A 25,545-nucleotide genomic window follows, 5' to 3' on the forward strand; every position below is an offset into this window, starting at 1 on the left:
CTCCTCAACATCTCCTATTATTATTGATTCCCTGACCGGCAGAATCACCACTACCTTTGGACTTGATTTAAATAACCAAGACATAATCAATGTTAAATCCATTCTTTCCTCCAATGGGAAATGGAGTATTGGGGAGGAGGGGAAGATCAAAGCGGTGGTGGTGGAGACAAATAAAGTTACTCTTGGCAAACTTGAGTTACAAAAAGATGACGGCACCCCATATTGTATAAGAATAAAAAGTGGCGCTCTTTTGGTAACTCCGGGAAGCTGTTCCAGCGATCCCACAAGCGCTACTCCTCCGCCCCCTATTGCCCCGCCCCCCCCACCGGTGGAAGAAGAGTTGCCAACACAAAATAGTTCAAGCACTTCAACGTCTACCCCCAATGCGTCAACGTAAAAATTATAAGTCAGAAAAACGCACCTCCAAAAAGAAAAAACGCCGCTATCCCATTAGTGGCCGAAGTATCTTTGTCCTTAAAACAACCAAGTCGCGTACCGCCTGACCCAATGATCCCAGTTTTATTTTGTATTTGTCTTTTGTACACTTAAAAGCGATCGCTTTTAAGTGTACAAGTGTCTAATTGAATTATATTAACTGAAATATCTTTTTAAGATGTAGTTCATTGTCTAGTGCCTCAACGACCAGCTGCCTTACATATGGGCGTACGTGATAGAGTTCTATTATAAAATCAACCTCGTCACTACAGGGGTAAGGATGAATAAAGACACTCTTCTGAAGTTTATAGAAACCAAGCCTGCATAGTTGGTAACGCAATGAGCTACGCACTCCTTTACGGCTTTCCGGTATATCAAAAATAACCACCCTCCATTTTTTGTCCCAAGAATTCGGCTTAGGAATTTCCATCTCACCCAGCTTAAAAGTTAGAGCTCGTCTCTTTCCGTTTTCAGAAAGTGTTAGGGTAGTAGAGCCATCTTTGTTAGCCGTAGCTTGTACCAGTCGAGAATAATATAGTTTTTGAATTGCTCGTTTTAATGCGTGTTTATCTATTTCTTTCCACTCGCGTCCTATCATTTTTAAAATCTTAAAATATCGGTTAGGAGAACCGGAAAGTCCTAGAGCAAGTCCACCCAATAATAGCAATAGTACTTTTTGCTGAATTGTGCCTAAACCCCGCGACATTTTTATTTACTTTTAAGTTTGTACACTTAAAAGCGATCGCTTTTAAGTGTGTAATGTGTAGAGCGTACCGAGAAAGATTGTTAAATCCCTTCTTTGCGTAGTTCTTGGAGTATATCTTTTAGGCGCTTGTTAATTTTCTTTGGAATTTCAACTTTAATTTCAATCAATAGATCCCCGCGACCGTAACCGGAAGATAGATACGCTCCCTTGCCGCGAATTTTAAGAATGTCTCCGGGCTGCGTGCCTTCCGGAATTTTCAGGCGTATAGCGCCATCAATAGTTTCAACTTCGGCCATATCCCCTAGTATTGCTTGAGAAAGTTTTATCGGAAGCTGCATTATAATATCATCACCCTGACGACGAAATATTTTATGCGGCTCAATGTTGATTTTAATATAAAGGTCACCCGGAATTCCTCCGGTCGCCGACGCCTCTCCCTTGCCAGTAATTTTTAGAATTTCTCCTTCCCGCACTCCTTTGGGAATAAATACTTCGAGACGTTCAATGGTTTGTTCCACTCCCCTGCCGCGACACTCGCTGCAAGTTGTTTCCGGGCGCTTGCCCGATCCATTGCATTCTGGACAAGTACTTACTTGGGTGAAAGATCCAAGGAATGTGCGTTGAGTTTTTTGAATATTGCCTTTCCCGAGACAGGCGGGACAGGATTTTAATTTGGCTCCGGGTTCTCCTCCGGAACCTTGACATCGTTTGCAACGCGAAAGTTTGGAGAGTTCAAGCTCCCGCTTGGCACCCATGATTGATTCTTCAAATGAGATGCGTTCCTCAACCTTAATATCTCGTCCCCTTCGTTCGCCGGTTCTGCGTTTTGTACCAACTGAGCCCATGCCAAAAAAGTCTTCAAAAACATCGGAAAAATCAAAGTCGGCAAAACCGCCCGCCCCCCCTTCACCAAAATCAAAACGAAAACCGCCGGGCCATTCCCCGCCAGAGGCGGGTCCGCCTCGGGCGGAAAATCCGAACCCTCCCTGCTGCCCCCCTGTAAATACTTGCCCAAACTGGTCGTACTGCGTACGCTTTTGGTCGTCAGAGAGCACCTGATAGGCCTCATTTAGTTCTTTGAAACGGGCTTCGTCTCCCCCCTTATCAGGATGGTATTTATGGGCAAGCTCGCGGTACTTCTTTTTTATTTCGTCTTTTGTGGCGTTGCGTGCAACACCTAAGACTTTATAGTAGTCTTTGGGCATCATTTTTATCCCTCAAAATATATCAACATATATTGTTGAGGTTGTCGCGCCGGGCATAGAAACCTTAGAGAGTAAGCCGTTCTATAGCAACCTCTTGTTTTTCACTCTTTAGTATTTTACCAATGATCATAAGTTTTAACAATATCCAGGCGGCAAGCAGCGCTATGAAGTAAAGCGGCAGAGTGAGGGCTTTAAAAGCAAAAAAGAAAGTCAAAGTAGAGAGCGCGGGCAGATAGTAGCTCGCCGGGCCCAAGAGGCCCTGGATGCGCTCGCGCGCTGTTGACTGCAAGACATCAATTATTTTTTCGTCACCCTGAAGTTTGATTTTATATTGCGCAGCAAAAGTTTCTCGTTCTTTGGTTACGGCTTGTCTTAAAACTTCCGGGGTTATACGCGAAAAAGAAAGGCCTTGCTCTTCCAGCCCTTTTTTGACTAATTCCGTCAGAACTTCGTCAACCGTGGCCTCGGCCCTAAGAGGAATTCCGGTAATAGATTTCAATGATCCTGCAAGCAGTTTTACCGTAAATTCCAAAGCGGGCTTGGGCAGAAAAGAAGCCAGGGCCCTTTCTTCATTAAGATTTGAAAAATAATAAGTAGAAACTATAAGAGACGCAAGCGTAAAATATATGGGAATGCCGGAGCGGATTATTTTGGAAAGGCTAAAACCAAGAGACAGCGCAAACTCTTTTTGTGTGCGCCTGATGGCAATGACCATAAGAAAAAGGGCTAAGACCAACACCGCTAGTACTCCGCCAGTCGCCCTGACAAAAAAGAATGGGGCTAGAGTTGCTACGGTTGCTCCTGTATAAAGTAGCCGCGAATTTTTTATAAATATTGCTGAAAGGCCAAAAATCGCGGCTGTTAAGACAAGAAAGAAAAGTGGGGTAACTTGGGCTGATGTAACTTTAAAGTCTTTCTCCACAAAATCTGCGATAGCAAAACTCCAATACCAAAAAGTGACGATGCTCAAGACCGCCAGAACTGCAGCCAGGGTCAACTCTTTAGGATTGATTGTTTTCATTACCCTCCTTTTCTTCGTAATCGGCTTCTTTTACGTTGTTACTGTCAGTTTTTTGATCAGTTTGTTTATATAATGTCTCGCCGATTTTCTGGAGCGAAGATGAAAGTTCTTGCGAATAGCGTTTAATGGCGTCTAAGTTATCGTTATCTTTAACCTCCCTGAGAGTCTTAATTTTGGCTTCAAGATCTTCTTTTGTATCCTTGGATATTTTATCTCCTGCGTCGCGCAAGGACTTCTCGGAGGTATAGATAAGAGTGTCAGCGGTGTTGCGGGCATCAACAAGTTCTCGTTTTTGTTTATCCTCTTCGGCATGGAGTTCCGCGTCCTTTTTCATTTTTTCAATGTCTTCTTTAGAAAGGGTGGCTGACGCTTCTATGCGGACCGATTGTTCTTTGCCGGTGGCTTTATCTTTGGCGCGGACCGAAAGAACTCCATTGGCATCAATATCAAAAGTAACTTCAACTTGAGGCAGGCCGCGGGGCGAAGGCGGGATGCCGTCCAAAATAAAGCGGGCTAGGGTTTTGTTATCATGCGCCATCTCGCGTTCTCCTTGAAGCACGTGAATTTCCACCGAAGTTTGATTATCGGCAGCGGTTGAGAAAATTTGGGATTTGGCCGTAGGGACAGTGGTATTCTTTTCAATAATTTTAGTCATTACTCCTCCCAAGGTCTCAATACCAAGAGAGAGCGGCGTAACATCAAGGAGCAGGACATCTTTTACTTCTCCCTGCATAATGCCGGCCTGCACCGCAGCGCCGAGGGCCACAACCTCGTCCGGGTTGATGGTGCGATTGGGGTCTTTGCCAAAAAGTTTTTTCACCGCTTCAATAATGGCGGGCATGCGGGTCTGCCCCCCAACCAGAATTATCTCATCAATATCGTTTAATTTGAACTTGGAATCAGCTACCACTTGTTTGGTTATTTGCATGGAGCGGTCAATCATATCCTGTACCAGTTCTTCAAGTTTGGCGCGGGTAAATTTCATAACCAAATGTTTTGGTCCGGACTCATCAGAAGTAATAAAGGGAAGATTCAATTCGCTCTCCGGGGTTGTGGAGAGTTCGTGTTTGGACTTCTCGGCCGCTTCTTTAAGACGTTGCAGCGCCAATGTGTCTTTGGATAAATCAATTCCCTGCTCTTTTTTAAATTCGCTTACAATCCATTTAATAATTTTTTGGTCAAAATCGTCTCCTCCAAGATGCGTATCTCCCCCGACGGCCTTTACTTCAATCGTATCTTCGGTGACTTCCAGCACGGAGAGATCAAAAGTGCCGCCCCCAAAATCATAAACAACTATCTGCTCATTTTTCTTTTTATTGAAGCCGTATGCTAAGGCCGCGGCCGTGGGTTCGTTCAAAATCCGGCGCACTTTAAATCCTGCTATCTCGCCCGCGGCTTGTGTTGCTTTTCTTTGAGAGTCATCAAAATAAGCCGGTACGGTAATGACCGCTTCGGTGATTTTTTCTCCCAGTTTTTCCTCCGCGTCCTGTTTTAATTTTTGTAAAACCATGGCCGAAATTTCTTCCGGGCGATGCCATTTTTCAGCCATTTTTATTTCCACTCCGCTGTTGGCCGACTCTTTTAACTCATAGGGCAGCCAATCTTTATCTCGCTTGACTTCAGAGTCGGTAAATTTGCGGCCAATGAGCCGTTTTATGGAAAAAAGCGTATTCTTGGGATTGGTAACGGCCTGTCTTTTAGCCAGCAGCCCAACTAAGCGATCTCCGGATTTGGAAATCGCCACTATGGAAGGGGTCGTACGATTTCCTTCCTTATTTTCAATTATTTTTGGCTCCCCACCTTCTATCACAGCCATAGCGGAATTTGTGGTGCCAAGATCAATACCTAAGATTTTGGGCATAATAGTTTTAAGTTATAAGTTATAGTTTTTATTTTTTTGTTTAAGTTGATAGTCGCGTTTTTGAAAGACGGACTCGTGCGGGACGAAGTACTCGCTCGCGGAGAAGATATCCTTTTTGAACCTCTTCCGCAATTTTACCCGGAGGAATACCCGACTCCAACTCTCCTATACTTTCATGTTCTGCCGGGTTAAAATCGTCCCCGATTTTCATATCCATTGTATCAAGTCCGCGCTTTTTTAAAACATCCAGCAGCTGCGAACGTATTAAAAGTATTCCTTTTTCTGTTTCTGGCGGCAAACCGTGCGACATAGCAAGATCAAAACTATCCAGTACCGGCAGTATTTCTTGGATAAGCCCCGCCGTGACAAAGTGCGCCATATCTTCAAAACGTTTACCCTCCTCTTTGCGGTAATTGATATAGTCGGCTTTAGCGCGCTGCCAGCCCTCCAGATATTCTTTTTTTTCTGCCTCACATTTTTTAAGTTCCGCCTTGATTTTTTTGAGTTTTTGTTGAAGTTCTGGGGTTTCACCCTCCTCATCCGGTATCAACTCTAACTCCTCGTTATTTTTTTCGTCCATGGCTTTTAAGATATTTAATCAACGACTTGTGTTTTGGGTAATTGGTGCGTGTGGGACCTATCATGGTTAAAAAACCACTGAAGCCTCGCGGATGATGCCAGGAAGATAACAACATTGCGCAGGAGCGAGCTTCTACCATAGGATTTTCGGAGCCTATAAAGATAGTTTCGGGAAAGTCAATCTCGTCACCAATAAACGCGGTAACTTCTTCCTCCACGGAATCTACAAGATAGCTGAATTTTTGCATCGTCTCCCGAGCCTGAAATTCTGGCTCTTCCAGAACCTCGGCAAAGCCGCTTTTAGAAAAAATGTGTTCTTCCGGGAGGCCGCCTACTGCAAATATGCCAGAAATTTGAGCGATGGCCCTCGTAACTTCCTGTAAAAATTCTCCTTGTTCGTTTATGGCAAAAACTTCGTCAACCCACTGACGCTCTTTTCTCTCCAATTCGTAATCCTGAAGCAAATTATCTACAAAAAAACGGTAGCCTTTATCAGTAGGAACTCTTCCGGCCGATATGTGGGGCTGTTCCAAATAGCCCAAGTCATCCAAACGCATCATTTCATTTCTTATGGTGGCGGGGCTGGCTTTATGCTTTAGTTCATGCGTAAGTTCCCGTGAAGCAACTGGTCGCGCGGTTCTCAAATGTTCAAGAATCGTTGCTTCCAGTATGGTTTTTTGACGCTCTTTTAACATTATAAGCTACAGTATAGTCCCTCTTAGCACTCTGTCAAGTAGAGTGCTAAATGGTTGACAAAATACTCTAAGATGGAGTATAATTTACTCTGGGGTTATGGTCCACGGGAGGATGCCAGCAATGAGACGGCTCCTTAGTATGCTGCTCTTGGTTGGAATAATCCTAAGTAATTCATTCCCGAACAGCGTTTATGCAACAGAGGGGTCTTGGGTCCTGGTTGAAGTTACGCGTGGTATCCGTCACTTAGTAGCGGCGGTGGAGCCGCTGCAAATACAGCAGAAGCAGTATTGGCTGTGTGATGGTTCTGTGGGAGAAATCGCCTACTCAATAGCCATTGACAGGCCCTATGGAGAAACGTCGTCATATATCTACATTTCCACTACAATACTTAAACAAAAAGAGAGGTTGTTAGCGTCGGGCGTTCTGTTATCCTTAGATCTACCCAACAGCATGTTCATTGACGTGGGAGAAGGCCCCTTTACTTATATTAGAGTAACTGTTTATCAAACCAAAACACAGCTTCAGGGCGCTATTGAAAGGCTTAAGACAATCGTCTTCAAGGACGTTGAGTCCCTTAGCTGTCAAAGTCGCAATTGGTAACTAAAGACTAAAAAAAGACAGGCGCAACCCAAATGAGTGCGCCTTTTTTTATAGCCCGAACCGTGCAAAAATATCATCAACATGGCGTAGTTTGCTTTTAAGATCAAAGATTTTTTGTAATTCTCCAGTTTTTAATTCTGAAGGTATTCTCTCGTCTCCAAGAAGTACGGAAAGATAAGATTGGCCCTCGGTAACGGCCCTAAGAGCATCTTGTTGGCTTATGAGGTAGGCCGTCTCTGAGTTAAACCCAAAAGTTAGAAGCAAATCTCTAACCTCTGGTGAAAAAATTATTCCTTGAGTCAGGAGAAGGTTATTTGTGATTTTTTCTTGATTGACTTCAAGATCGGTAACTATTTCTTCCAGGGTCTTTAGCATATAATGTACTAGTTGAAAGGCATCGGGCACGATGATTCTTTCTACGCTGGAATGGCTAATATCCCGTTCCCCCCAAGTCTTTATATGTTCCAGCATAATACCGGCATATCCGCGCACAACCGAGCTTAAACCGTCGAGCTGTTCCGAACGGATAGAGGCATTTCTTTTATGGGGCATACGCGATGAACCCTTTTGACCTTTTTGAAATACTTCTCGGAATTCCCCCACTTCGGTCTGGGCTAAAAGCCGGATATTCAAGAAAATATTCTCTAAGACCCCCGCCAAACTCGCTAAAGCGTTGAGTACATGGGCATGTCGATCACGCAATATAATTTGTCTGGAGGTCCTCGCAGGAAAAAGATGGAGCAACCGTAAGGTCTGCCATTCCAATTCCGGAGCTAATCCACTGCCATAGATCCCTACGGCCCCCGAAATTTTGGTATAAGCCATTTCATCGTAGGCCAGATGCAGAAACTTTTTCTGACGTATAAGATCATCGTACCAGCAAAGAAACTTAAGCCCAACCGTAATTGGTTCTGCGTGCTGGCCATGGGTTCTACCTATCATTGGGACAGCTTTATATAGGCGAGCTTTTTTTTCTAAAGCTTGGGCAACCTTTTCTATACCCTCAAATATGATTTCAAACCCTCTGCGTACCAGGAGAGCCCTTGCCGAATCTTCTATATCATAACTGGTTAGGCCGTAGTGGAAATATTTTTGCAGTTCTTCTTCAAGGTGTTCAGAAACCGACTCTACAAACGCGATCAAGTCATGGCTGGTTCTTTTTTCGTACTCCTCTATTTTCCAAAGGGAAAAGACAGCTTGTTGTTTAATCCTTTTAAAGGTTCCGTCGGGGATGAGTTTGAGTTTCTCGCGCGCCTCAATTACTGCCAACTCAACAGTTAACCAAGCGGTAAACTTATTTTGATCAGACCAAAGTGCAGTCATGGTGGGGATAGAATAGCGCGGAACCACCCTCGCCCCCTTATCCACAACTAGACTTGGTGATTATAGAGTATATAATTAAAAAGACAATAAGCGTAAAAATAACAGACTGTTATGCTAAGAGAGCAAAAAATTAAAAATATCACGTGGGTTTCGGTGGTCCGGCCAATGGCAGAAGATATTAATGAACTGCGGTCGCGTTTTCCTCAAATCCACCCATTGGTTTTAGAAGAGCTGGAAACACTAACCATCAGACCGCGGGTGGAAAACTACGATCACCATATTTACATGGTATTGCATTTCCCCAGCTTTATTGAGGAGCATAAAAAAACAGTCTCCTACGAGGTGGACTTTATTTTGATGGCTGATACCTTGATCACCGTACAGTATGATGATATCCCAACCCTGGAAGGTTTTTGGCACGAATGTGAAGAGGAAAAAAATGCCGGGGATCAATACGGCAAAAGCCCCATACACCTTCTCTATTATCTACTGCGGCAGTTTTTTGCCTTTTCCCTGCGGGAGCTTGATCAAATACAGGCGCACATTGACTCTATGGAAGAAAAAGTGTTTGCCGACAGGGAGAAAGAAATCTTGGAGGACATATCTATTCTTAAAAGAAACGTTCTTGATTTCAGGCGGGCCGTAAAGCCTCAACATTTAACCTTGGAGTCTCTGGTATTGCAAGGGACGCAACTTTATGGAGAAAAGGTAAAACCCTTCCTCACAGATTTAGTCGGAGAATATCTGAAGGTGTGGAATCTTTTGGAAAACCACAAAGAAACATTGGATGCGCTTTACGATACCAATAATTCTCTACTTGCCTCCAAAACCAATGAAATTATGCGGGTTTTCACTATCCTCGCTTTTATCAGTTTTATTCCGACAGCGATTGCCAATATCTACGGAATGAATATTGTGAGAATACCCCTCTCGGATCAGCCTAATGCTTTTTGGAATATCTTGGGTCTGATGATTTTGACCACCGGTGCGGTATATGCCGTACTTAGATGGCGTAAGTTGGTTTGAGTTGAGCTCATATGTAAACAAATGATAAAGCTTTATAATACGCTCACCCGCAAAAAAGAACTTTTCCGCCCACTCCGCAAAGAGTGGGTTGGTTTATATACTTGTGGGCCTACGGTGTATAATTTTGCGCATATTGGCAATCTGCGGACTTATATTTTTGAGGACGTACTGCGTCGCACTATAGAATATGCCGGCTATAAAGTTCGCCATGTTATGAATATTACGGATGTGGACGATAAAATTATTCGCGATGCCAAAAAAGCAAAAAAAACTATTTTTGAGTTTGTGAAACCATATGAGAAAGCATTTTTTGAGGATCTCAAAAAACTTAATATTGAAAAAGCGTGGAAATACCCAAAAGCAACCAAGCATATAACCGAAATGGTGCGACTGATAGCCTCTCTTCTCAAAAAGAAACTTGCTTATCAGGTTGATGGGTCAATTTATTTTGATATCTCCAAATTTAAGACCTATGGTCGCCTGTCCCGTCTGTCACACCGCGAGTTAAAGGCCGGAGCGCGGGTGGATAGTGATGAATATACCAAGCACGACGTGCAGGATTTTGTGCTTTGGAAAGAAAAAAAGGCGGGAGAGCCGTCGTGGAAGGCAGTTTTTAGCGCGGGCGGACCCGCCTTCGCTAAAGCTACGGCGGGCAGGCCGGGTTGGCATTTGGAGTGTTCGGCAATGTCTATGAAATATCTCGGCCCCACTTTTGACATTCATGCCGGCGGCGTGGATTTGATATTTCCGCACCATGAAAACGAAATTGCCCAATCTGAAGGCGCAACCGGAAAAAAATTTGTAAGATTTTTTGTTGAGGGCGAACACCTTTTAGTTAACGGCGAGAAAATGTCTAAATCGCTTGGCAATGTTTTTACCCTGCGCGATATAGAGGCCAAAGGTTTTAATCCCCTCGTCTTTCGTTATCTTATTCTTACCTCTCACTACCGTTCCAAACTTAATTTTACATGGGAGTCCTTGAAGGCGGCTCAAAACTCTTTAGAGCACTTGCAGAACTTTGTCATACGACTGCGTACCGAGCGCCACCGAGGTTTAACCTCTATGGCGGGATATCTACGAAAGTTCGGACGGGCGCTGGCTGATGACTTAGACATGCCAGAAGCCTTGTCTGTTGTCTGGGATATAGCGCATAACTACAACAAAAACCCCCGTAGATATAACTCAAAGGAAATTCTTACTCTTCTCTATGACGCTGACAGGGTTCTTGGACTAGGACTAAAAAGTCTAAAGTCAGAAGAAATCCCTGTGAAAATTCTTGCTTTAGTTAAAAAACGCGAAGAATATCGGAAAAACAAGGAGTGGACAAAGGCTGATAGGGTCCGCTCCCGGATTATAACTTGGGGCTATACTGTTGAAGATACACCCATGGGACCTCTGACAAGGAGGCGTTAATGGGCTTTTATACCCCGCCACCTTCCCAGAAAACCTCGTAGGAAGGTGTTGGGGATTTATTCACAACTTTTCCTATTGCCAAAAGTTTTTGGGCGGCGTTAAGCTAAGAACATGCCGGTGTTAGAAAAATCCACAATTTCAACTGAAATACGCATGCCCCCGCAAAATATAGAAGCCGAGATGTCGGCCTTGGGCTCTTTGATGTTAGATAAAGACGCTATTTTTAAAGTGGTGGATGCGTTGGCTCCGCATGATTTTTATAAGCCCAGTCATCGGGAAATTTACGAAGCCATGTTGGATTTATTCGGACATCGTGAACCTATTGATGTTTTAAGCATTACCACGCGCCTTAAAGAAAAAAACAAACTGGAAGAGATCGGCGGCTCCGCGTATCTTACGAGTCTTATTAACACCGTTCCTACCGCAAGCCATGTTGCGCATTATGCATCCATTGTGCGAAGAAAGCGACTCTTGCGCGATCTAATTGAAGCCTCGCATCATATTGCCCAGCTTGGTTATAAAGAGGCCGAGGACGTAGAGAAACTTATTGACGAGGCGGAACAGAAAATTTTTGGGATTTCCAAAGATTCTTTGAAGCAGGAGTTTATAGCTGTGCGTGAGGTTTTGGATGAGGCTTGGGACAGGATTGATCGTCTGCATAAAGGCGACGGAGCCCTGCGCGGCGTCTCTACCGGATTTGCCGACTTGGATAACTATCTGGCCGGTCTTCAAAAATCAGACTTGATTGTTTTGGCCTCACGACCGAGTTTAGGGAAAACCTCTTTGGCTTTAAATATCGCCCGTAATGTTGCTCTTGATGAAAAAAAAGCGGTAGGGATTTTTAGTTTGGAAATGTCGCGGGAGCAGTTGATTGATCGCCTGATTGCCAGTGAGGCCAATGTGGATCTTTGGAGACTGCGAACGGGGCGTATGAGGTCGGAAGGACCTGATAATGATTTCGTCCGGGTGCGCGATGCTATGGAAGTGCTTTCCCAAGCCCCCATTTTTATGGATGACTCCCCTTCCCCCACGGTCATGGAGATACGCGCGAAAGCCCGTCGGCTTCAGGCGGAACACGAATTGGGATTGGTGGTAATTGATTATTTACAACTTATTAATGGCGGCGGTTATACTGAATCACGGGTGCAGGAGGTTTCAGAAATTTCGCGGGCATTAAAAGGTATGGCCAAGGAGTTAAGCGTCCCGGTTCTCGCTGTATCGCAACTATCCCGCGGGGTTGAGATGCGCCACCCGGCGATCCCTAAACTTTCGGATTTGAGGGATTCGGGAACCATTGAGCAGGACGCGGACGTGGTAATGTTTATTTACCGTGAAGATAAAGATAAGAGAAATACAGACCGCAAAAACATTGCCGAAATTCATATTGAAAAACACCGTAATGGTCCAACCGGCAAAGTCGAGCTTTATTTTCACGAGGAAACAACGTCTTTCCGATCATTGGCAAAACATTTTGAAGAAACAACCTCGTGATTTACCCAAAACCAGTCCAAAATCTAATAGCGCTTTTTACCAAACTCCCGGGTATTGGCCCGAGACAAGCGGCTCGTTTTTCTTTTTTTATTCTCAAAGAAAACAACAGTTTTTTACAAAATTTGATTTCAGCCCTGCAGGAGGCAGGCAAAAAAGTAAGCGTCTGCGGACAATGTTTTCGGACCGTAGAACGCTCGGACGATGCTCCGTTGCTTTGTGTTTTCTGCAAAGATTCCAGACGCGAGAAAACGATTATTGCCGTGGTGGAAAAAGAGTCGGATATGCAAGAGCTTGAAAAAACCAGCGCGTATCACGGCCTTTATCATGTGTTGGGCGGCGTAATATCTCCTCTTGATCCGGAGTCGCCTAAGCGTCTGCATCTTAAAACCCTGCATGAGCGAGTTAGGACCCTGCTTGGTACCAACCCGGAGGTTGAAGTTATACTTGCGACTAATTCCACTACCGAGGGCGATACCACCGCACTTTACCTGGAACGAATTTTGGAACCTCTTAAAAATCAACATCAGGGATTAAAAATTTCCCGTTTGGGACGGGGGCTTTCTTTGGGTTCGGAGCTTGAGTATGCCGACGAGGTTACTCTGAAAAACGCCTTGACAAACAGAAAGTAAAGAGTACACTGTATTTCAAGACCTTTTACAAGGAGCGGGGATGGATAAACATCCTTCTTGGTACCGGGATTTAATTTATATCGCGGTTTTCGGGTTTATGATCGGTTTGCTATTTTCAGGATGCGCCAAGGTTAATGTTAATGCTACTGATTGGCGCACGCTAAAACCACAGGACTTCCCGCCGTTAGTAATTGACGGAGTTACTATTCCCTTATCGCCGGACTTGCTTCAGGGTGTTGAAAATCAAGCTTGGATATTTGAAGACTATAGCTGGTCAAATAAAGAAGTACTGCGCAAAATACGGGTAAGGTTTTATCGTATCCATGGTCTCGGATGGCGCGCTGCAGTAGAGTTGGAATGGCAACTTGAGAACCCTGCACATGAAGGCCTACCTTCTTACTATGCTGGAGGGGTGTATTCACCTAAGTTTTCAGGTAGGGGGCTAATTGCGGGATATTTTGGAACATACATACTTACACCTCAGGGATGGAATCGTCATCCCAGTAGTGGTACGCTTTTAAATCCTACAGGGTTTATTAAGTACCCCACCTCTTTGGAAGACGCAAAACCATTAGTTGAGTCGTTAATAAAAGAAAGTCTAAAAAAAGTAAAATAAGGGTGCACCTGATGTGCTCCTTTTCATTTTGTTACAATTTTTTGTATTTCAACTTCGGTAAACGGTTGTCTATGCCCTTTTTTCTTGCGATACCTCGTTTTGGAATGATATTTAAAGACAAGGATTTTTTTACTCCTTCCCTGTTTTATAGTTTTGGCTTCTACCCTTGCCCCCTTTACGTACGGAGTTCCTATCTCTATTTTTTTATCATTAGCCACAAGCAATACTTCGCCAAACACAACTTTCCCGCCTTCGCGGGCCGAAGCCGCTCCGGCGGGCGAAGGCCCGCCTTCTTTGCCGCCCTGCTGGGCGAGCCTCGCTTTTGGCGGGGCGTCTATTTTTTCAACTTTTAATTTTTGTCCCGCAGATACTAGGTATTGCTTACCGCCAGTTTTTATTACTGCAAATTGTGTCATATGTTTTACCATCGGCTTGCCCCGCTATATCGCGAACGATATGGGCGGGGTTTTTTATTACGGCTAGCATATCAAAAGAAATAATAACACCTCGCAAAATTCTTTGCAAGAAAAAGGTTTGCCCAGCGGTTTTGGGCCGCTGGGCTGTAAAACAATGTTATTTTCTCCGCTTCTCCTCCCGTCGCTCCTTAGCCAACCGCTGATTGATGCGGCGTTTCTCCGCCGCAGACAACTTCGCGTAGTTGGCCGGACGCACAAACGGGGCAAAAGCCCGTTCGGCGCCGGCGCGGGCAGGGTCAATCCCGTGGATAGTCCGGATGAGTCGGCCATCTACCTCCTGTATTCTGCGCTCGGTGGTTACGTCAACGGTATGGCTCCTGATTTTACCCCCAAGGAGCGTATCAAGATGTGTGATCCCCTTGGAGACATTTCCAGACCTCCATCCGCTGTTCGCGATGTCTGTAAACGCCATTCGCAGCAACGCTGGCCATAACGGCCACTCTGCGGCTATGCGCTCTGCCACAGAGTACTGCGAGCAGGCGTTCACCAAGCGTCGCGCCATTTCACGCAACTGCTTGTCGTTCGCCCCACCCGTGGGGGCATATCCCAAAAACCCCGAGCTGGCCTCCTTTATCTCGGCCTCCGTGTGTTCCCTCCAACGCGCCAGCGGGATGTTTCTCCGCAGGCACCAGAGGAGTATGGAGACGGTTGCATGTTGAACCATTTTCTCCTCCGTGCCCGCGGGGTACTGCCCGTGGCGGTTATGGGTTTATATTCATTTTACCATATTTTTTTGATACTGTCAATCTTCAGTTGTCGGAGCTTCTAGAGTCACTACTTCTACCCCCGTCCCTTTGCCAGTAATTTTTAAAACATCTTTATCAATCTTTCCAAATTCTTTATAGGCGCTGTTATACATGTTTACGGTTGTCCCCAAATTACGACCCAATTTTTGCAGATACTCCTCGTAGGCCGCAAGGTGTCTGCGCAGATTTTCCACCTGTTTAATAATCTCTTGAGCCTGCTCCGAGATTTTTTGATTCTTAAGCCCCTGCAGAACGGTTTGCAAGTATGCCAGGAATGAAGTTGGCGAAACTATGATAACCTTTTTTTGTCCGGCATAATGTATCAGGTTTCTGGTGTCGTCAGTTACTGCTCCGACCTTGTTTATAAGAAGGTCATAATATACCGCCTCCGAGGGAATAAACATAAAAGCAAAATCCATAGTTCTTTCCTCCGGCTTTACGTATTTAGAAGTTTCCTCAATACGAGTTTTTAAGTCCGAGACAAAGGCCTGCTCATAACGTTTCCGCTCTGCGTCTTCGCGGGCTTCAAGAATCCTATTGTAATTTTCAAGACTGAATTTAGAATCAACGGGGATGATGCGTTTATCAACAAAAATGGCCGCATCCACAATAACGCCGTCCGCAAACCCATACTGCATTTTATAGGACCCGGGAGGAAGTACATTTTCTAAAACCGTCTGCAGATAATATTCGCCTAGAATCCCACGTTGTTTTGGGTTTTTTAAAATATCCTGAAGGTTACGCAGCTGATCGGCAAAACTAACCACCTGTTTATTGGTCTCATCCAGTTTAACCAGTTTTTCTGTTACTTCCTGAATAATGCGGGTACTCGTGCCGAATTGATTTTGTAACATACGGGATGATTCGGAAAGACGATTGTCCAGGGTTCGTGATATTTCGCTGATTTGCCGCTGCAGCATTAAAAACACATTTTCTTCCTGCGGCTTTTGGGTGCGTTTTAATAAAAACCAAAATACCCCGGCAAAACCGGCGATAAGGAGCACAATTAAAATGATAAATTCAGGGCTCAATGGTATTAACTGTAAGAACTGAACGCGTTGTTCACACTTTTGAAAGCGCGGTTCCCTCCCCCCGCCCTTGGGAAAAGACGTTCGGCTGGGGTATGACATTCCATCTTGTGTTCTCCCCGCCTCACTAAGCATTCGGGACGCAACCAGCACTGTTTTACTACCACCTCATCACTTCAGCGTCCCTCCTGATTCTTTTCCCAACGGCGGGGCTCGACCGCGCTTTCATCCATCTCCGCCCCGCTTTTTGTATAGATACGTGGGTTCGAGCCCCTCACTTGGTGGAAAGAATCGGAAGTGCCGCTGCCAATGGGGAGTCGGGGTGAGGAGAAACGCAAGGGAGCGGCACGGACGCTTAGCGAGGCGGAAGAAGAAACGTATAAACCAGATACCTGCCGAGCGTCTTTACACCAAGTGAGGGGCGAGGGGTACCCGCATACCTTTCTGTAAAAAGCGGGGCGGGAAAGTGTGAACAACGCGTTGAATTCCTACACATTAACCTATCATCCCTTAATCAACTTTTCAACCTGGATGAGTTTTTCGTCAAAAAGTTCTTTTGTTTTCGCCTCCAGCACCAGTCTGACAATGGGTTCGGTGTTTGAGGGCCGTATATTAAACCACCAGTCAGGGAACTCTACGGTTATACCATCCAGACGCGAAATTTTCTCTCCCTGGTATTTACGTTCAACCTTTTTTATTACTGTACGTCCGTCTTTAATGTTAAAATTTATTTCGCCCGAAAAAATATAACGCTTAAAGGGTTTAATAAGCTGCGATAGCGGCCGAGGATTTTTGGAAAGTATGGCCGCGAGCTTCAACCAAGCAAACAGTCCGGAATCAGCATAGAAAAATTTCTGGAAATAAAAGTGGCCCGACATCTCTGCCCCCAAAGAAGCGCGGGCTCGTCTCATAGCCATATGCATAAAAGTATTGCCAACACGGCTAAGCACCACTTTTCCTCCACGCTCTTTTAGGTATTCTCTAACTGAGCGCGAGGTATTAACGGGCAAAACAAAAGTGTTTGTCTCTTTATCCTTAAGTTCCTCCGAAACAAAAATGCCCAGAATATATTCCGACCTTACCATCTCTCCTTTTTCATCAAAGAAAATAACCCGATCTCCGTCCCCGTCAAAAATAGCCCCAAAGCTATATCCCCCTTTTTTGAGCTCTTCCTTAATGGGTTTTTGAGAGGCGGGCAGATACGGACTAGGCGAATGCTTTTTAAAAGCGCCGTCCGGTTCAAAAAAAAGCGGCTTGTAAGTAATTTTGGGGAATTTATTAAGAAGTTCCGGAAGAAAAAATGTCGTGCTGCCGCCGCCGGCATCAACCACGGTTTTGATACGTTTAATTGATGCATTTTTGGCAAGGAAATGTATGTATTTTTCGCGATAGTCGGCAGCGGTCGTCACCATACCCATGGAGTCAAACAACAAAGGCTTTCTTTTTACGAGATTCCTGATCACTTCTAGTCCGTTCCCTGAAAAAATTGGTATGCCGCCCCGCCCCCTTATTTTAAAACCGTTATATTCCGGGGGATTATGGGAGGCCGTGATCATAATACCTCCGTCAAATTTCAGAGTATGCATGAGGAAATAAAAAAAGGGTGTAGTGCCTGTGCCTGCGTCCCAAACATCGCTTCCGCAGGAAATAATGCCGTTTATCAGCGCCTCTTTAAGCGGTTGGGAAGAGTTGCGAACGTCTCGGCAGACCAAAATTTTTAGCTTTTTCTTATGGTTTTTTTTTGAGAAAAACGCTGTTAGTGCTTCTCCCAGACGCTGCGCCACAAACTCGTTAATTTCGGCTGGATATTTCCCGCGGATATCGTATGCTTTAAAAATGGTGGGTTCAATTCTCATATTTTTATTCTACAATGAGTCTTAAAATCGGCATAGTCGGTCTACCTAACGTTGGCAAGTCCACCCTTTTTAACGCTTTAACCAAGAAAAAAGTTGATATTTCTAATTACCCTTTTTGTACTATTGAGCCGAATATAGGGATTGTGGAAGTGCCTGATTTGCGTCTGGAAAAACTGGCTGAAATATCGCATTCCCAGCGGATTATACCAGCGGTGGTTGAATTTGTGGATATTGCGGGATTAGTAAAGGGCGCGGCTGAAGGTGAAGGACTGGGAAATAAGTTTTTATCACATATACGCGAGGTTGACGCGATTGCCGAGGTGGTACGCGTCTTTAAAGATAAGGATATTATCCATGTTGCCAATGCCGTAAATCCGGTTTCGGACATTGAAGTATTGGAATATGAACTAATCCTCAAGGATTTAGAAACCACCCAGAACCGCCTCGCATCATTACAAAAAGAGGTCAAGGCGGGGGAAAAAAGAGCGGCGGAAGAATTGGAGCATCTGCAAAAAGTTGCCGAAGAGCTCAAAACCGGCGCTATACAACATACCAACAAACTTGAGTTTGTTGGTATGTTGACGAATTTAGGGTTATTAACTGCAAAGCCGATTGTTTACGTCTTCAATGCGTCGGAGAAACAAGTACAAGAGAAGTGGGAGCCGGATCAAAAATTGAAAAACAAAATCGGCCCGGCATCATACGCGGTTATTTCTGCCAAGATTGAGGCGGAGCTTGGGGAATTAGCTGAGGAAGAGAAAAAAGAATACCTAAAAACCCTCGGGCGGGATGAGAGTGGACTGGATCAGTTGATCCGCGTTGGCTACGAGACATTGGGGCTCATCACTTTTTTTACAACCGGGGAGGATGAAACCCGCGCCTGGACTATTCCCAAAGGATCTCTAGCTCCGAGGGCAGGACGCGCTATTCACTCCGATTTTGAAGATAAATTTATCCGGGCCGAAGTAATTAATTGGCAAAAATTGGTTGAAGCCGACTCTTGGTCTCGCGCCAAAGAACTCGGCCTGCTCCGGCTAGAAGGAAAGGAATATGTCGTTCAGGATGGGGATGTGATGGAATTTAAAATTTGACTGCCGGTATGATCTTTGCTATATTTCGCCTATTCTTAAGGAACCTCCCCCGCACCAATTTTACGAGGTAACGCAGGGGCGGCCCGCTTCGCCCATAAATCCCCCCACCTTCCCAGCGGGGTCTTGGACTCCGCGGGAAGGATTTCTACAGCACCCATTCATCCCCGCAGCAAGCTACGGGTATTCTAGGAAGGTGGGGGGATAAAGGGACGGCCTATTCGGCCACGCGGGCCACGGGTGCATAAATGGTCCATCAAAAACAAAATGCCTTAAATTTCCCAATTAGGTAAAATTGGAGCGGGGTTCTCATACTTGTAGCGAAATTTTGTCCCTAGGTCGCTTTGCGGCCGGGATCCCGGCACGAAGTGCCTAGGGATTCGCTACAAGTAGCTCCAAAATTTCGACAAGTATGGAAAAAAACTATGAACTTGCCTATCTTTTTTCTTCTACTATTCCGGAGGAGGATATTTTGACGTGGACAGAAAAACTAAGTACTATTATTGGAGAAGCCAAGGGGCTGGTTAAAAACGTTGAAACCCCCAAAAAACGGCTCTTGGCTTATGTTGTTAAAAAAGAAAAGCACGCTTATTTTGGTTGGACTACCCTTACTATAGCGCCCGAATTTTTAAAGACGCTTGATAAGAAAATCCGAGGCATGGACAAACTTCTCCGTTATCTTGTGGTTGAAGAGGTAAAAGCGGAGGTTCGTCACCAAACGCTTCGAATTGTACCTCCACGTCCTGCTGCGAAACACCCACGCGTCATCCCAAGAGAGATGCCCAAGACTGATGAAAAACTGGATCTTGAGGCATTGGATAAAAAGCTGGAGGAAATTTTAGGGAAGTAGAAGCAAACTTAAACGCCACGAGGTACGCAAAATTAAACGCAATTGCGTCTAAAGTTGCGTAATAACTTGCGTATACATTTGCTTCTACACCACAATGAATCTAAACAAAGCTTTCATCTTAGGCAACTTAACCCGCGATCCCGAGCTGCGCCAAACCCCTTCTGGACAAGCAGTTTGCAGTTTTGGCGTGGCTACGAACCGCTTTTATACCGACTCCACGGGCCAGAAACAAAAGCAAGCGGAATTTCACAACGTAGTTGCTTGGGGCCGGCAGGCAGAAATAGTTAATCAATATCTTCGTAAGGGTAGTTCTGTCTTGGTTGAGGGGAGACTTCAGACGCGAAATTGGCAGGACCAGCAGGGAAGTAAGCACTGGCGAACCGAAATTATCGCCGAGCGCATACAACTCGGCCCCAAAAATCAGGGTGGTCCAGCGCCCTCAACCCCTGAAGGGCAGAAACAGTCGGAAGACACAACGCCCATCATAGAGCTTCCGGAAGAAGGGGAAGAGATTGATGTAAAGGACATACCTTTTTAGATGGCCCAGTGTTTTTTTTGCACAACCAATCGCGGCATTATTGACTATAAAGATACAGAACTTCTGCGTCGGTTTTTGAGCGCCGGCGCTAAAATACATTCCCGTAAAAAGTCAGGTCTTTGCGCCAAACACCAAAGGCATCTGGCGCAGGCCATAAAACGCGCAAGATACCTTGCTTTGATACCCTATACCACACGCTAAATAACAACCTACTATCATCAGTCGTGCTCCGGCGAGCACGGCTAATTATTTATGAGAGGACTATTAATATTGCCCCTGCCAGAAGTAAGACGGTACCCAGAACTCGCATTTTTTCAAACTGTTCGTGAAAAAATAAAAAGCCCCACAAGGCTCCGAAAAAGATGGAGGCACGCTTTATAGCAATTACGTGAGGCACAAAAGCAAGACCAACTGCCCGCATCTGAAAAATAAAGGCCAGGGCACTAAAAATTCCTATAGGCGCAAGTATGGAAATGTTTTTTAAAGAACCTACGGCAGGGGCGCCGCGTTTCAACATAAACGGCAGAAGAGTAAAAGCAACCGTAGTGTTAAATGCTGCTGCATAGAAGTAAGGATTGGAGTGCAGGACAGCAACTTTATCTAAAGGAGCGCTGATACCCCACAAGATAGCCACCAATAGCATAAGACGCGTGCCTTCCTGTTGCCATAGATTCCGGAAGGGCGTAAAAAAACCGAGATGATTTCTGGAAAGTCCAAAAAAGTATACACCCAAGGCGCTTATTAAAACACCACCCACCCCAAGAAGCGACGGCCACTCATGGTTGATAATAGGAGTCGTAAACAGCATAAAAACAGGAGATAGGGCGAGCATAGGTAAGACGTGGGTGAGCGGAGCGGTTTTAAGGGCGCGCATGTAAAATAACGAGGTGAGAGTATCCGAGGCGGTAATAATCAGAAGTACTATCCAAAAAGTGGCATCCGGCAGAGGAGAGCGTCCCAAAATAAAAGCCGCCGGAAGCAACAAAAAAAGTGCAAAAAATCTTTGGCTCCAAGCGGCGGTATACTCGTTGTGTCTTTCTGCTCCCCGTTTCCCCACTGCATCCTTAACTGATTCGGCCAGAGCGGCAGTAAGTGCAAACCAAAACCACAACATTGTTGACTACTCTTTTAGGGTCTCCCTTATTTTCTTCATAATTTCGTCCCTAACTTTTGGGTTATCTTTTAAATAATTTTTGGCGTTATCAAACCCTTGTCCCAGCTTTATAATGCCGTAGGTAAGACTGGCGCCGGATTTCTTAATAACCTCGTATTTTATACCTGTATTTAAAATGTCCGCCTCGTAAGAAATACCTTCGTTATAGAAAATATCAAATTCTGCGGTTTTAAACGGCGGGGCAACTTTATTTTTTACTATTTTGGCTCTATGCCGGTTGCCTATTATTTCTTCTCCTTTTTTAATTTGTGCGCTTCGGCGCAAATCAACTCGCACCGAGGAATAAAATTTTAGGGCTTTTCCGCCGGGGGTGGTTTCCGGATTGCCCCACATTATACCAATTTGCATCCGGATCTGATTTATAAAAATAATAACGGTTTTGGACTTGGAGACTATGGCTGTGAGTTTGCGCAGCGCATGCGACATCAGACGCGCCTGAAGCCCTATGTGTTGTTCTCCCATTTCTCCCTCTATTTCTGCCTTGGGGGTCAAGGCAGCTACCGAGTCCACGACAATAACGTCCACCGCATTGGAACGCACTAAAGATTCTACGATCTCAAGGGCTTGTTCTCCGGTGTCCGGCTGTGAGATTAAAAGGTCGTTTATTTTAACGCCTATTTTTTTGGCATATTCCGGGTCCAGAGCATGTTCCGCATCCACAAAAGCGCAAAGCCCGCCCTTGCGCTGGGCCTCGCGTATGATATGAAGCGCCAGTGTTGTTTTTCCGCTTGATTCGGGGCCAAAAATCTCAATAATACGTCCCCGCGGCACACCGCCCACTCCTAGGGCGTTGTCTAACGAAAAAGAACCCGTGGGAATTACGTCCACGTCCACCCGCCTTGCTTCGCCCAATTTCATTATGGCACCCTCTCCGTATTTTTCCTGAATTTCTTTGACCGCAGAATCCAAAAGTTTTATTTTGTCTAATTTTTCCTCTTTCATCCCGATAGTGTTAGGAAGCGCTTTACTCTTTGTTTAAGATAAGCCCTTCCTTGACCTGATTTAAGCTGTTTTTCTCTTGACTGAGCATCGGCTTTATTTCTATACGCTTCATAGTATATCAACTCAGATGGACCTCGACCTTTTGTCCAAGAATTATATTTACCCTCATTGTGTTCTTTAAAGCGCTTCCGTAAATCCATCGTAAAACCGACATACCATCTGCTATTTCTTTGGCTGCGTAATACATAGGATTTATTACGTATGGAAACATGCAGTAAGACGCGTTCCGCATACATTGATATCCTACAGACCGCATTTAGTTCCATATCTCTAACGGGATTATTTTACTATAACGTATCTCACCTCTTTTTGTACTTTCCCAAACCTGTTTTCGGTTTGGAACTCAAGAGCATTAAGGCCTGCCGCTAACTCCAAAGTTTCATCAAAATTGCCCCGTTCGTCCACCCTAAGCTCACGACCGTTTACTGTCAAACGACCCTCCTTCTCTGTGCTGCCCCTTACGCGAACCATGGGTACTTCTAATAACGCCTGATTGCCCGGCTCCTCCACCTTAAGTTTGGGTATACCCACAAAGTTTTGAAGTTGGGACACTAGAAAAAGTAAAAATATAAGCAGGCCCATACCGCCGATCAGAAGGCCAAATCGCGCCGGAGTGAGATACGGGCCGTCTCCCCTATTTTCTGGTAATGGGGCGATTGTTTTATCTTTTCTAAACATCCTTATCTCCCACTCCGTGTTGAATTCTTTTATCCAATCTTCTTTGTTTTCTGTTCCGAAAAGATTAAGGATTTTTTTAAAAAATCCTAGAGCATAAACCTTGGCCGGAAAGACATCATAGCTGTCTTCCTCCAGGGCCGTAACGTGTTTTTGTGCGGTTTGTATTTCGTCAGCTACATCCTTCAGCGTGAATCCCAAAGCTTCCCGACGTTTGCGCAAACGTTCACCCAACGTTTCTTGGTCTTTGGAGTGTTTAGGAGGCATAAAATTCTTCATCATTATTACTGCCTGCCATACTCTCACGTTTAATCAAAACTTCGCGCGGTTTAGCGCCATCGGCCGGACCCACCACCCCGCGTGCTTCCATAGTATCCAGGATCCTGGCGGCTCGAGCATACCCCAAACGAAGTCTGCGCTGCAAGTAGGAGGCCGAGGCTTTGCCGGCTTCTATTACCAAAGTTTTGGCCTCCTCGTATATAGGATCGTTATCGCCGCCGCCGGAGAACTCTTCGGCTTGATCTTCCTCAATTTTGGTATCAAGAATTCCTTCTTCATACTCTGGCGCCTCAATTTCTTCCCGTAAAAAGTCCACTACCCGTTTGATCTCCTGCTCCGAGACAAAAGCGCCTTGAATACGACGGGGTTTTGCCGTGTCTCCTGCCAAAAAAAGCATATCCCCGTTGCCCAGAAGTTTCTCTGCTCCGGCCATATCCAAAATGGTTCTGGAATCAACCTGCGAAGCCACCTGAAAAGCAATACGCGAGGTGATATTAGCTTTAATAAGACCGGTTAAAACCTCTACGGACGGGCGCTGAGTGGCAACAATAAGATGAATTCCTACGGCCCGCGCCATCTGTGCAAGACGTATAATGGAAGACTCAACTTCGCGCGGAAACATAGCCATGAGATCGGCCAGTTCGTCAATCACTATCACAAGATAAGGCAGTAATTCCCCCTCCTGCGACTTTGCTATGCCGGCGTTATAATTCGTGATATCCCGGACTTGATGTGAGGAAAGCATATCATAACGCCTATCCATTTCTTTGGTTGCCCAACGCAGTGCCTGAATTGTAGTTTTTGGGTCGGTTATGACCGGTGTTAAAAGATGCGGGATATCATTATAAGTAGAAAGCTCAACCCTTTTGGGGTCAACGATAATAAACCGGAGCATTTCCGGGGGATTGCGATAAAGAAAGGAAGTAATAAGCGCGTGGATGCAGACAGATTTTCCGCTGCCAGTGGCACCGCTGATTAAAAGATGAGGCATTCTGGCTAAATCGGCAAAAACCGGCGTTCCGCTTACGTCCCGACCCAAAGCAAAAAGTAGGGGTTGGGACGATTCTTGAAAGATTTTATTTTCCAGCAAAACCTTAAGCCCCACCAAGGCTATGGAACGATTGGGGACCTCAATACCCGCAAGCGACTTTCCCGGAATAGGAGCCTCAATTCTTATGGGGTGCGCTGCCAGTGCCAACGATAGGTCGTTATGAAGAGCCGTAATCCTTGCCAGTTTTACTCCTTCGGCAGGACGCAGAGTGTATTGCGTGACCGTAGGTCCAATAGCAATCTCGCCCATCTCAACGTCAATGCCAAAATTCTCAAGAGTGCGTTTTATGATATTAGCATTAGCTCGTATGTCACCGGAGGAAGGAGTGCCGCGATCTCCCTGCAATAATTCAAAGGGGGGCTTGGTATAATCAAACCTTTTATTTATTTTGCGAAGCGCAATAAGAGGTTCTTCCTTAGGGGCAGCGATTGCAGTAACAGTGGTGGAGGCTGGACTGATTGGCGTATCGATAGCTTCCGCCGTCACTTCTTCTTTCTTTTCCAATGCTGTTTGTATGGTTGTACTTATATTTTCAAGCACTGCTTTTACTCCAGAGGTTATACCATCAACCGGCGCTAATGTTTCTTCTTGAGATTTTTCACGACGCCGCAGAATTGGCATATTGAGCATAAGGAGTATGGAGATACTGAAAAAACCAAGCACAATGACTAAAGCGGCCCAAAAATCAAACAGGCGCATTAACGGAGTGGCTATAAGCGAACCCAATGCGCCGCCCCGCAAATCACCAAAGGTAAGCGAGATGCCCGCTAAACTCATGAAAAGAAACAAAACCCCCCCAAAAAATGTGGCACCAAGAATATGACGTTTTTCTGACAGCATAAGCGAGAAGCCAACCAAAACTAAAGAAAGAGGCGCAAAAAAATAACCCTTACCTAAAAGGAAATCAAATATCTTAAAAATGTATCCGCCGATCGTACCGCCTCTCCCCAGAAAACTTAGAATAAAAAGCACAGCACCGACAAACGCCAGTATGGCCAGTATGCTTTTTTTTGTTTCGGGATGAAGGTCAGAATGCCACTTTTTGGCGGCTTGCCCCCGTTTGTCCGACTCCCCGTTTTTTCTCGTCTTTCCAGCCATATGTTTTCATCCTAAAACAAAAGGGGCCTATTTGACAATAACGGCCGCCGCAAAGAATTTTATCCACGCACCAGCCGCCAGAG

27 protein-coding genes are annotated in these 25,545 nt (G+C 45.2%); 11 read left to right on the forward strand and 16 right to left on the reverse strand.

The genetic code is table 11. The features are described from left to right. Positions 1–397: hypothetical protein (locus HYW89_00005; protein QQG45313.1), on the forward strand; the 397-nt coding region annotated here is incomplete at its 5' end. A 189-nt stretch (positions 398–586) separates the two neighbouring features. Here HYW89_00005 and cas2 read toward each other — a convergent pair. From cas2 to HYW89_00035, 6 genes are all read right to left on the reverse strand, one after another. Beyond that, a complete protein-coding gene (gene cas2, locus HYW89_00010; GenBank protein ID QQG45314.1) occupies positions 587–1,141 on the reverse strand; it encodes a CRISPR-associated endonuclease Cas2 in 555 nt (184 codons plus the stop codon). A gap of 80 nt (positions 1,142–1,221) precedes the next feature. Next, positions 1,222–2,346: a molecular chaperone DnaJ gene (gene dnaJ / locus HYW89_00015; protein ID QQG45315.1), complete on the reverse strand. Its 1,125-nt coding sequence runs from the start codon at positions 2,344–2,346 to the stop codon at positions 1,222–1,224. A gap of 64 nt (positions 2,347–2,410) precedes the next feature. Then, a complete protein-coding gene (locus tag HYW89_00020) occupies positions 2,411–3,367 on the reverse strand; it encodes a hypothetical protein (protein QQG45316.1) in 957 nt (318 codons plus the stop codon). Next, complete coding sequence (dnaK, locus tag HYW89_00025; GenBank protein ID QQG45317.1) at positions 3,348–5,228, reverse strand: molecular chaperone DnaK; 1,881 nt, start codon at positions 5,226–5,228, stop codon at positions 3,348–3,350. The genes HYW89_00020 and dnaK overlap by 20 nt, the downstream gene beginning before the upstream one ends. Before the next feature lie 40 nt (positions 5,229–5,268). After that, a complete protein-coding gene (locus tag HYW89_00030) occupies positions 5,269–5,808 on the reverse strand; it encodes a nucleotide exchange factor GrpE (GenBank protein QQG45318.1) in 540 nt (179 codons plus the stop codon). Continuing rightward, on the reverse strand, positions 5,792–6,502 hold the full coding sequence (locus tag HYW89_00035) for a hypothetical protein (protein ID QQG45319.1): 711 nt from the start codon (positions 6,500–6,502) through the stop codon (positions 5,792–5,794). Before HYW89_00035 ends, HYW89_00030 begins: the two co-directional genes overlap by 17 nt. Positions 6,503–6,623: 121 nt before the next feature. On the opposite strand from HYW89_00035, the gene HYW89_00040 reads away from it, so the two are divergent. Then, positions 6,624–7,103: a hypothetical protein gene (locus HYW89_00040; GenBank protein QQG45320.1), complete on the forward strand. Its 480-nt coding sequence runs from the start codon at positions 6,624–6,626 to the stop codon at positions 7,101–7,103. A gap of 48 nt (positions 7,104–7,151) precedes the next feature. On the opposite strand, the gene purB is transcribed toward HYW89_00040, so the two are convergent. Beyond that, positions 7,152–8,426: an adenylosuccinate lyase gene (purB, locus tag HYW89_00045; protein QQG45321.1), complete on the reverse strand. Its 1,275-nt coding sequence runs from the start codon at positions 8,424–8,426 to the stop codon at positions 7,152–7,154. Positions 8,427–8,591: 165 nt separating this feature from the next. Here purB and HYW89_00050 point away from each other — a divergent pair, with 165 nt between their 5' ends. From HYW89_00050 to HYW89_00070, 5 genes are all read left to right on the forward strand, one after another. Then, on the forward strand, positions 8,592–9,452 hold the full coding sequence (locus HYW89_00050; GenBank protein QQG45322.1) for a magnesium transporter CorA family protein: 861 nt from the start codon (positions 8,592–8,594) through the stop codon (positions 9,450–9,452). A gap of 21 nt (positions 9,453–9,473) precedes the next feature. Continuing rightward, positions 9,474–10,865, forward strand: coding sequence for a cysteine--tRNA ligase (locus HYW89_00055; GenBank protein QQG45323.1), 1,392 nt, complete (start codon positions 9,474–9,476; stop codon positions 10,863–10,865). Positions 10,866–10,976: 111 nt separating this feature from the next. Further along, a complete protein-coding gene (gene dnaB, locus HYW89_00060) occupies positions 10,977–12,356 on the forward strand; it encodes a replicative DNA helicase (GenBank protein ID QQG45324.1) in 1,380 nt (459 codons plus the stop codon). Beyond that, positions 12,353–12,985, forward strand: a complete 633-nt coding sequence (recR, locus tag HYW89_00065; GenBank protein ID QQG45325.1) for a recombination protein RecR — start codon at positions 12,353–12,355, stop codon at positions 12,983–12,985. The genes dnaB and recR overlap by 4 nt, the downstream gene beginning before the upstream one ends. 40 nt (positions 12,986–13,025) lie before the next feature. Next, positions 13,026–13,601 carry a hypothetical protein gene (locus HYW89_00070; GenBank protein QQG45326.1) on the forward strand — a complete coding sequence of 192 codons (576 nt, stop codon included), beginning with the start codon at positions 13,026–13,028 and terminating at the stop codon, positions 13,599–13,601. 23 nt (positions 13,602–13,624) lie between these two features. Here the strand turns inward: HYW89_00070 and rplU are convergent, their stop codons facing one another. The 4 genes from rplU to HYW89_00090 form a co-directional block, all read right to left on the reverse strand. Further along, the gene (gene rplU, locus HYW89_00075; protein ID QQG45327.1) at positions 13,625–14,017 is read right to left on the reverse strand and encodes a 50S ribosomal protein L21; all 393 of its coding nucleotides are present in this window, start codon (positions 14,015–14,017) and stop codon (positions 13,625–13,627) included. A gap of 157 nt (positions 14,018–14,174) precedes the next feature. Further along, positions 14,175–14,741, reverse strand: a complete 567-nt coding sequence (locus HYW89_00080) for a hypothetical protein (protein ID QQG45328.1) — start codon at positions 14,739–14,741, stop codon at positions 14,175–14,177. Positions 14,742–14,819: 78 nt separating this feature from the next. Next, positions 14,820–15,953, reverse strand: coding sequence for a DNA recombination protein RmuC (locus HYW89_00085; protein ID QQG45329.1), 1,134 nt, complete (start codon positions 15,951–15,953; stop codon positions 14,820–14,822). A 401-nt stretch (positions 15,954–16,354) separates the two neighbouring features. Further along, positions 16,355–17,707, reverse strand: a complete 1,353-nt coding sequence (locus HYW89_00090) for a phosphomannomutase/phosphoglucomutase (protein ID QQG45330.1) — start codon at positions 17,705–17,707, stop codon at positions 16,355–16,357. Positions 17,708–17,721: 14 nt separating this feature from the next. Here HYW89_00090 and ychF point away from each other — a divergent pair, with 14 nt between their 5' ends. The 4 genes from ychF to HYW89_00110 all read left to right on the forward strand — a co-directional run bounded on the left by ychF (position 17,722) and on the right by HYW89_00110 (position 20,384). After that, the gene (ychF, locus tag HYW89_00095; protein QQG45331.1) at positions 17,722–18,798 is read left to right on the forward strand and encodes a redox-regulated ATPase YchF; all 1,077 of its coding nucleotides are present in this window, start codon (positions 17,722–17,724) and stop codon (positions 18,796–18,798) included. Between the two features lie 409 nt (positions 18,799–19,207). Continuing rightward, positions 19,208–19,645 carry a 30S ribosomal protein S6 gene (locus HYW89_00100; protein QQG45332.1) on the forward strand — a complete coding sequence of 146 codons (438 nt, stop codon included), beginning with the start codon at positions 19,208–19,210 and terminating at the stop codon, positions 19,643–19,645. A 94-nt stretch (positions 19,646–19,739) separates the two neighbouring features. Beyond that, on the forward strand, positions 19,740–20,183 hold the full coding sequence (locus HYW89_00105) for a single-stranded DNA-binding protein (protein QQG45333.1): 444 nt from the start codon (positions 19,740–19,742) through the stop codon (positions 20,181–20,183). Then, complete coding sequence (locus HYW89_00110) at positions 20,184–20,384, forward strand: 30S ribosomal protein S18 (protein QQG45334.1); 201 nt, start codon at positions 20,184–20,186, stop codon at positions 20,382–20,384. Positions 20,385–20,433: 49 nt separating this feature from the next. Here HYW89_00110 and HYW89_00115 read toward each other — a convergent pair whose 3' ends face one another. The 5 genes from HYW89_00115 to HYW89_00135 are packed head-to-tail and all read right to left on the reverse strand — an operon-like array spanning position 20,434 to position 25,462. Next, on the reverse strand, positions 20,434–21,297 hold the full coding sequence (locus tag HYW89_00115) for an EamA family transporter (protein ID QQG45335.1): 864 nt from the start codon (positions 21,295–21,297) through the stop codon (positions 20,434–20,436). A gap of 6 nt (positions 21,298–21,303) precedes the next feature. Further along, positions 21,304–22,299 (reverse strand): recombinase RecA, encoded by a 996-nt coding sequence (gene recA / locus HYW89_00120; protein ID QQG45336.1) that lies wholly within the window; start codon positions 22,297–22,299, stop codon positions 21,304–21,306. Beyond that, positions 22,296–22,595, reverse strand: a complete 300-nt coding sequence (locus HYW89_00125; GenBank protein QQG45745.1) for a GIY-YIG nuclease family protein — start codon at positions 22,593–22,595, stop codon at positions 22,296–22,298. Before HYW89_00125 ends, recA begins: the two co-directional genes overlap by 4 nt. A gap of 43 nt (positions 22,596–22,638) precedes the next feature. Then, positions 22,639–23,316: a helix-turn-helix domain-containing protein gene (locus HYW89_00130; GenBank protein QQG45337.1), complete on the reverse strand. Its 678-nt coding sequence runs from the start codon at positions 23,314–23,316 to the stop codon at positions 22,639–22,641. Continuing rightward, positions 23,291–25,462, reverse strand: coding sequence for a hypothetical protein (locus tag HYW89_00135; GenBank protein ID QQG45338.1), 2,172 nt, complete (start codon positions 25,460–25,462; stop codon positions 23,291–23,293). The genes HYW89_00130 and HYW89_00135 overlap by 26 nt, the downstream gene beginning before the upstream one ends. Between the last annotated feature and the right edge of the window lie 83 nt (positions 25,463–25,545).

The sequence above is a fragment of the Candidatus Sungiibacteriota bacterium genome, assembly GCA_016432465.1.
In the GTDB taxonomy this organism is placed as follows: domain Bacteria; phylum Patescibacteriota; class Minisyncoccia; order Sungbacterales; family HO2-52-23.

Bases quoted from the DNA above. Each gene is read 5' to 3' on its own strand.
- dnaK (QQG45317.1), bottom strand. From the start codon at position 5,228: ATGCCCAAAATCTTAGGTATTGATCTTGGCACCACAAATTCCGCTATG.
- HYW89_00135 (QQG45338.1), bottom strand. From the start codon at position 25,462: ATGGCTGGAAAGACGAGAAAAAACGGGGAGTCGGACAAACGGGGGCAA.
- HYW89_00030 (QQG45318.1), bottom strand. From the start codon at position 5,808: ATGGACGAAAAAAATAACGAGGAGTTAGAGTTGATACCGGATGAGGAG.
- recA (QQG45336.1), bottom strand. From the start codon at position 22,299: ATGAAAGAGGAAAAATTAGACAAAATAAAACTTTTGGATTCTGCGGTC.
- HYW89_00085 (QQG45329.1), bottom strand. From the start codon at position 15,953: ATGTCATACCCCAGCCGAACGTCTTTTCCCAAGGGCGGGGGGAGGGAA.
- rplU (QQG45327.1), bottom strand. From the start codon at position 14,017: ATGACACAATTTGCAGTAATAAAAACTGGCGGTAAGCAATACCTAGTA.
- HYW89_00115 (QQG45335.1), bottom strand. From the start codon at position 21,297: ATGTTGTGGTTTTGGTTTGCACTTACTGCCGCTCTGGCCGAATCAGTT.
- HYW89_00080 (QQG45328.1), bottom strand. From the start codon at position 14,741: ATGGTTCAACATGCAACCGTCTCCATACTCCTCTGGTGCCTGCGGAGA.
- ychF (QQG45331.1), top strand. From the start codon at position 17,722: ATGAGTCTTAAAATCGGCATAGTCGGTCTACCTAACGTTGGCAAGTCC.
- HYW89_00035 (QQG45319.1), bottom strand. From the start codon at position 6,502: ATGTTAAAAGAGCGTCAAAAAACCATACTGGAAGCAACGATTCTTGAA.
- HYW89_00040 (QQG45320.1), top strand. From the start codon at position 6,624: ATGAGACGGCTCCTTAGTATGCTGCTCTTGGTTGGAATAATCCTAAGT.
- dnaJ (QQG45315.1), bottom strand. From the start codon at position 2,346: ATGCCCAAAGACTACTATAAAGTCTTAGGTGTTGCACGCAACGCCACA.
- HYW89_00130 (QQG45337.1), bottom strand. From the start codon at position 23,316: ATGATGAAGAATTTTATGCCTCCTAAACACTCCAAAGACCAAGAAACG.
- purB (QQG45321.1), bottom strand. From the start codon at position 8,426: ATGACTGCACTTTGGTCTGATCAAAATAAGTTTACCGCTTGGTTAACT.
- HYW89_00105 (QQG45333.1), top strand. From the start codon at position 19,740: ATGAATCTAAACAAAGCTTTCATCTTAGGCAACTTAACCCGCGATCCC.
- HYW89_00125 (QQG45745.1), bottom strand. From the start codon at position 22,595: ATGTATGCGGAACGCGTCTTACTGCATGTTTCCATACGTAATAAATCC.
- cas2 (QQG45314.1), bottom strand. From the start codon at position 1,141: ATGTCGCGGGGTTTAGGCACAATTCAGCAAAAAGTACTATTGCTATTA.
- HYW89_00050 (QQG45322.1), top strand. From the start codon at position 8,592: ATGGCAGAAGATATTAATGAACTGCGGTCGCGTTTTCCTCAAATCCAC.
- HYW89_00100 (QQG45332.1), top strand. From the start codon at position 19,208: ATGGAAAAAAACTATGAACTTGCCTATCTTTTTTCTTCTACTATTCCG.
- HYW89_00110 (QQG45334.1), top strand. From the start codon at position 20,184: ATGGCCCAGTGTTTTTTTTGCACAACCAATCGCGGCATTATTGACTAT.
- HYW89_00055 (QQG45323.1), top strand. From the start codon at position 9,474: ATGATAAAGCTTTATAATACGCTCACCCGCAAAAAAGAACTTTTCCGC.
- HYW89_00090 (QQG45330.1), bottom strand. From the start codon at position 17,707: ATGAGAATTGAACCCACCATTTTTAAAGCATACGATATCCGCGGGAAA.
- dnaB (QQG45324.1), top strand. From the start codon at position 10,977: ATGCCGGTGTTAGAAAAATCCACAATTTCAACTGAAATACGCATGCCC.
- HYW89_00020 (QQG45316.1), bottom strand. From the start codon at position 3,367: ATGAAAACAATCAATCCTAAAGAGTTGACCCTGGCTGCAGTTCTGGCG.
- HYW89_00070 (QQG45326.1), top strand. From the start codon at position 13,026: ATGGATAAACATCCTTCTTGGTACCGGGATTTAATTTATATCGCGGTT.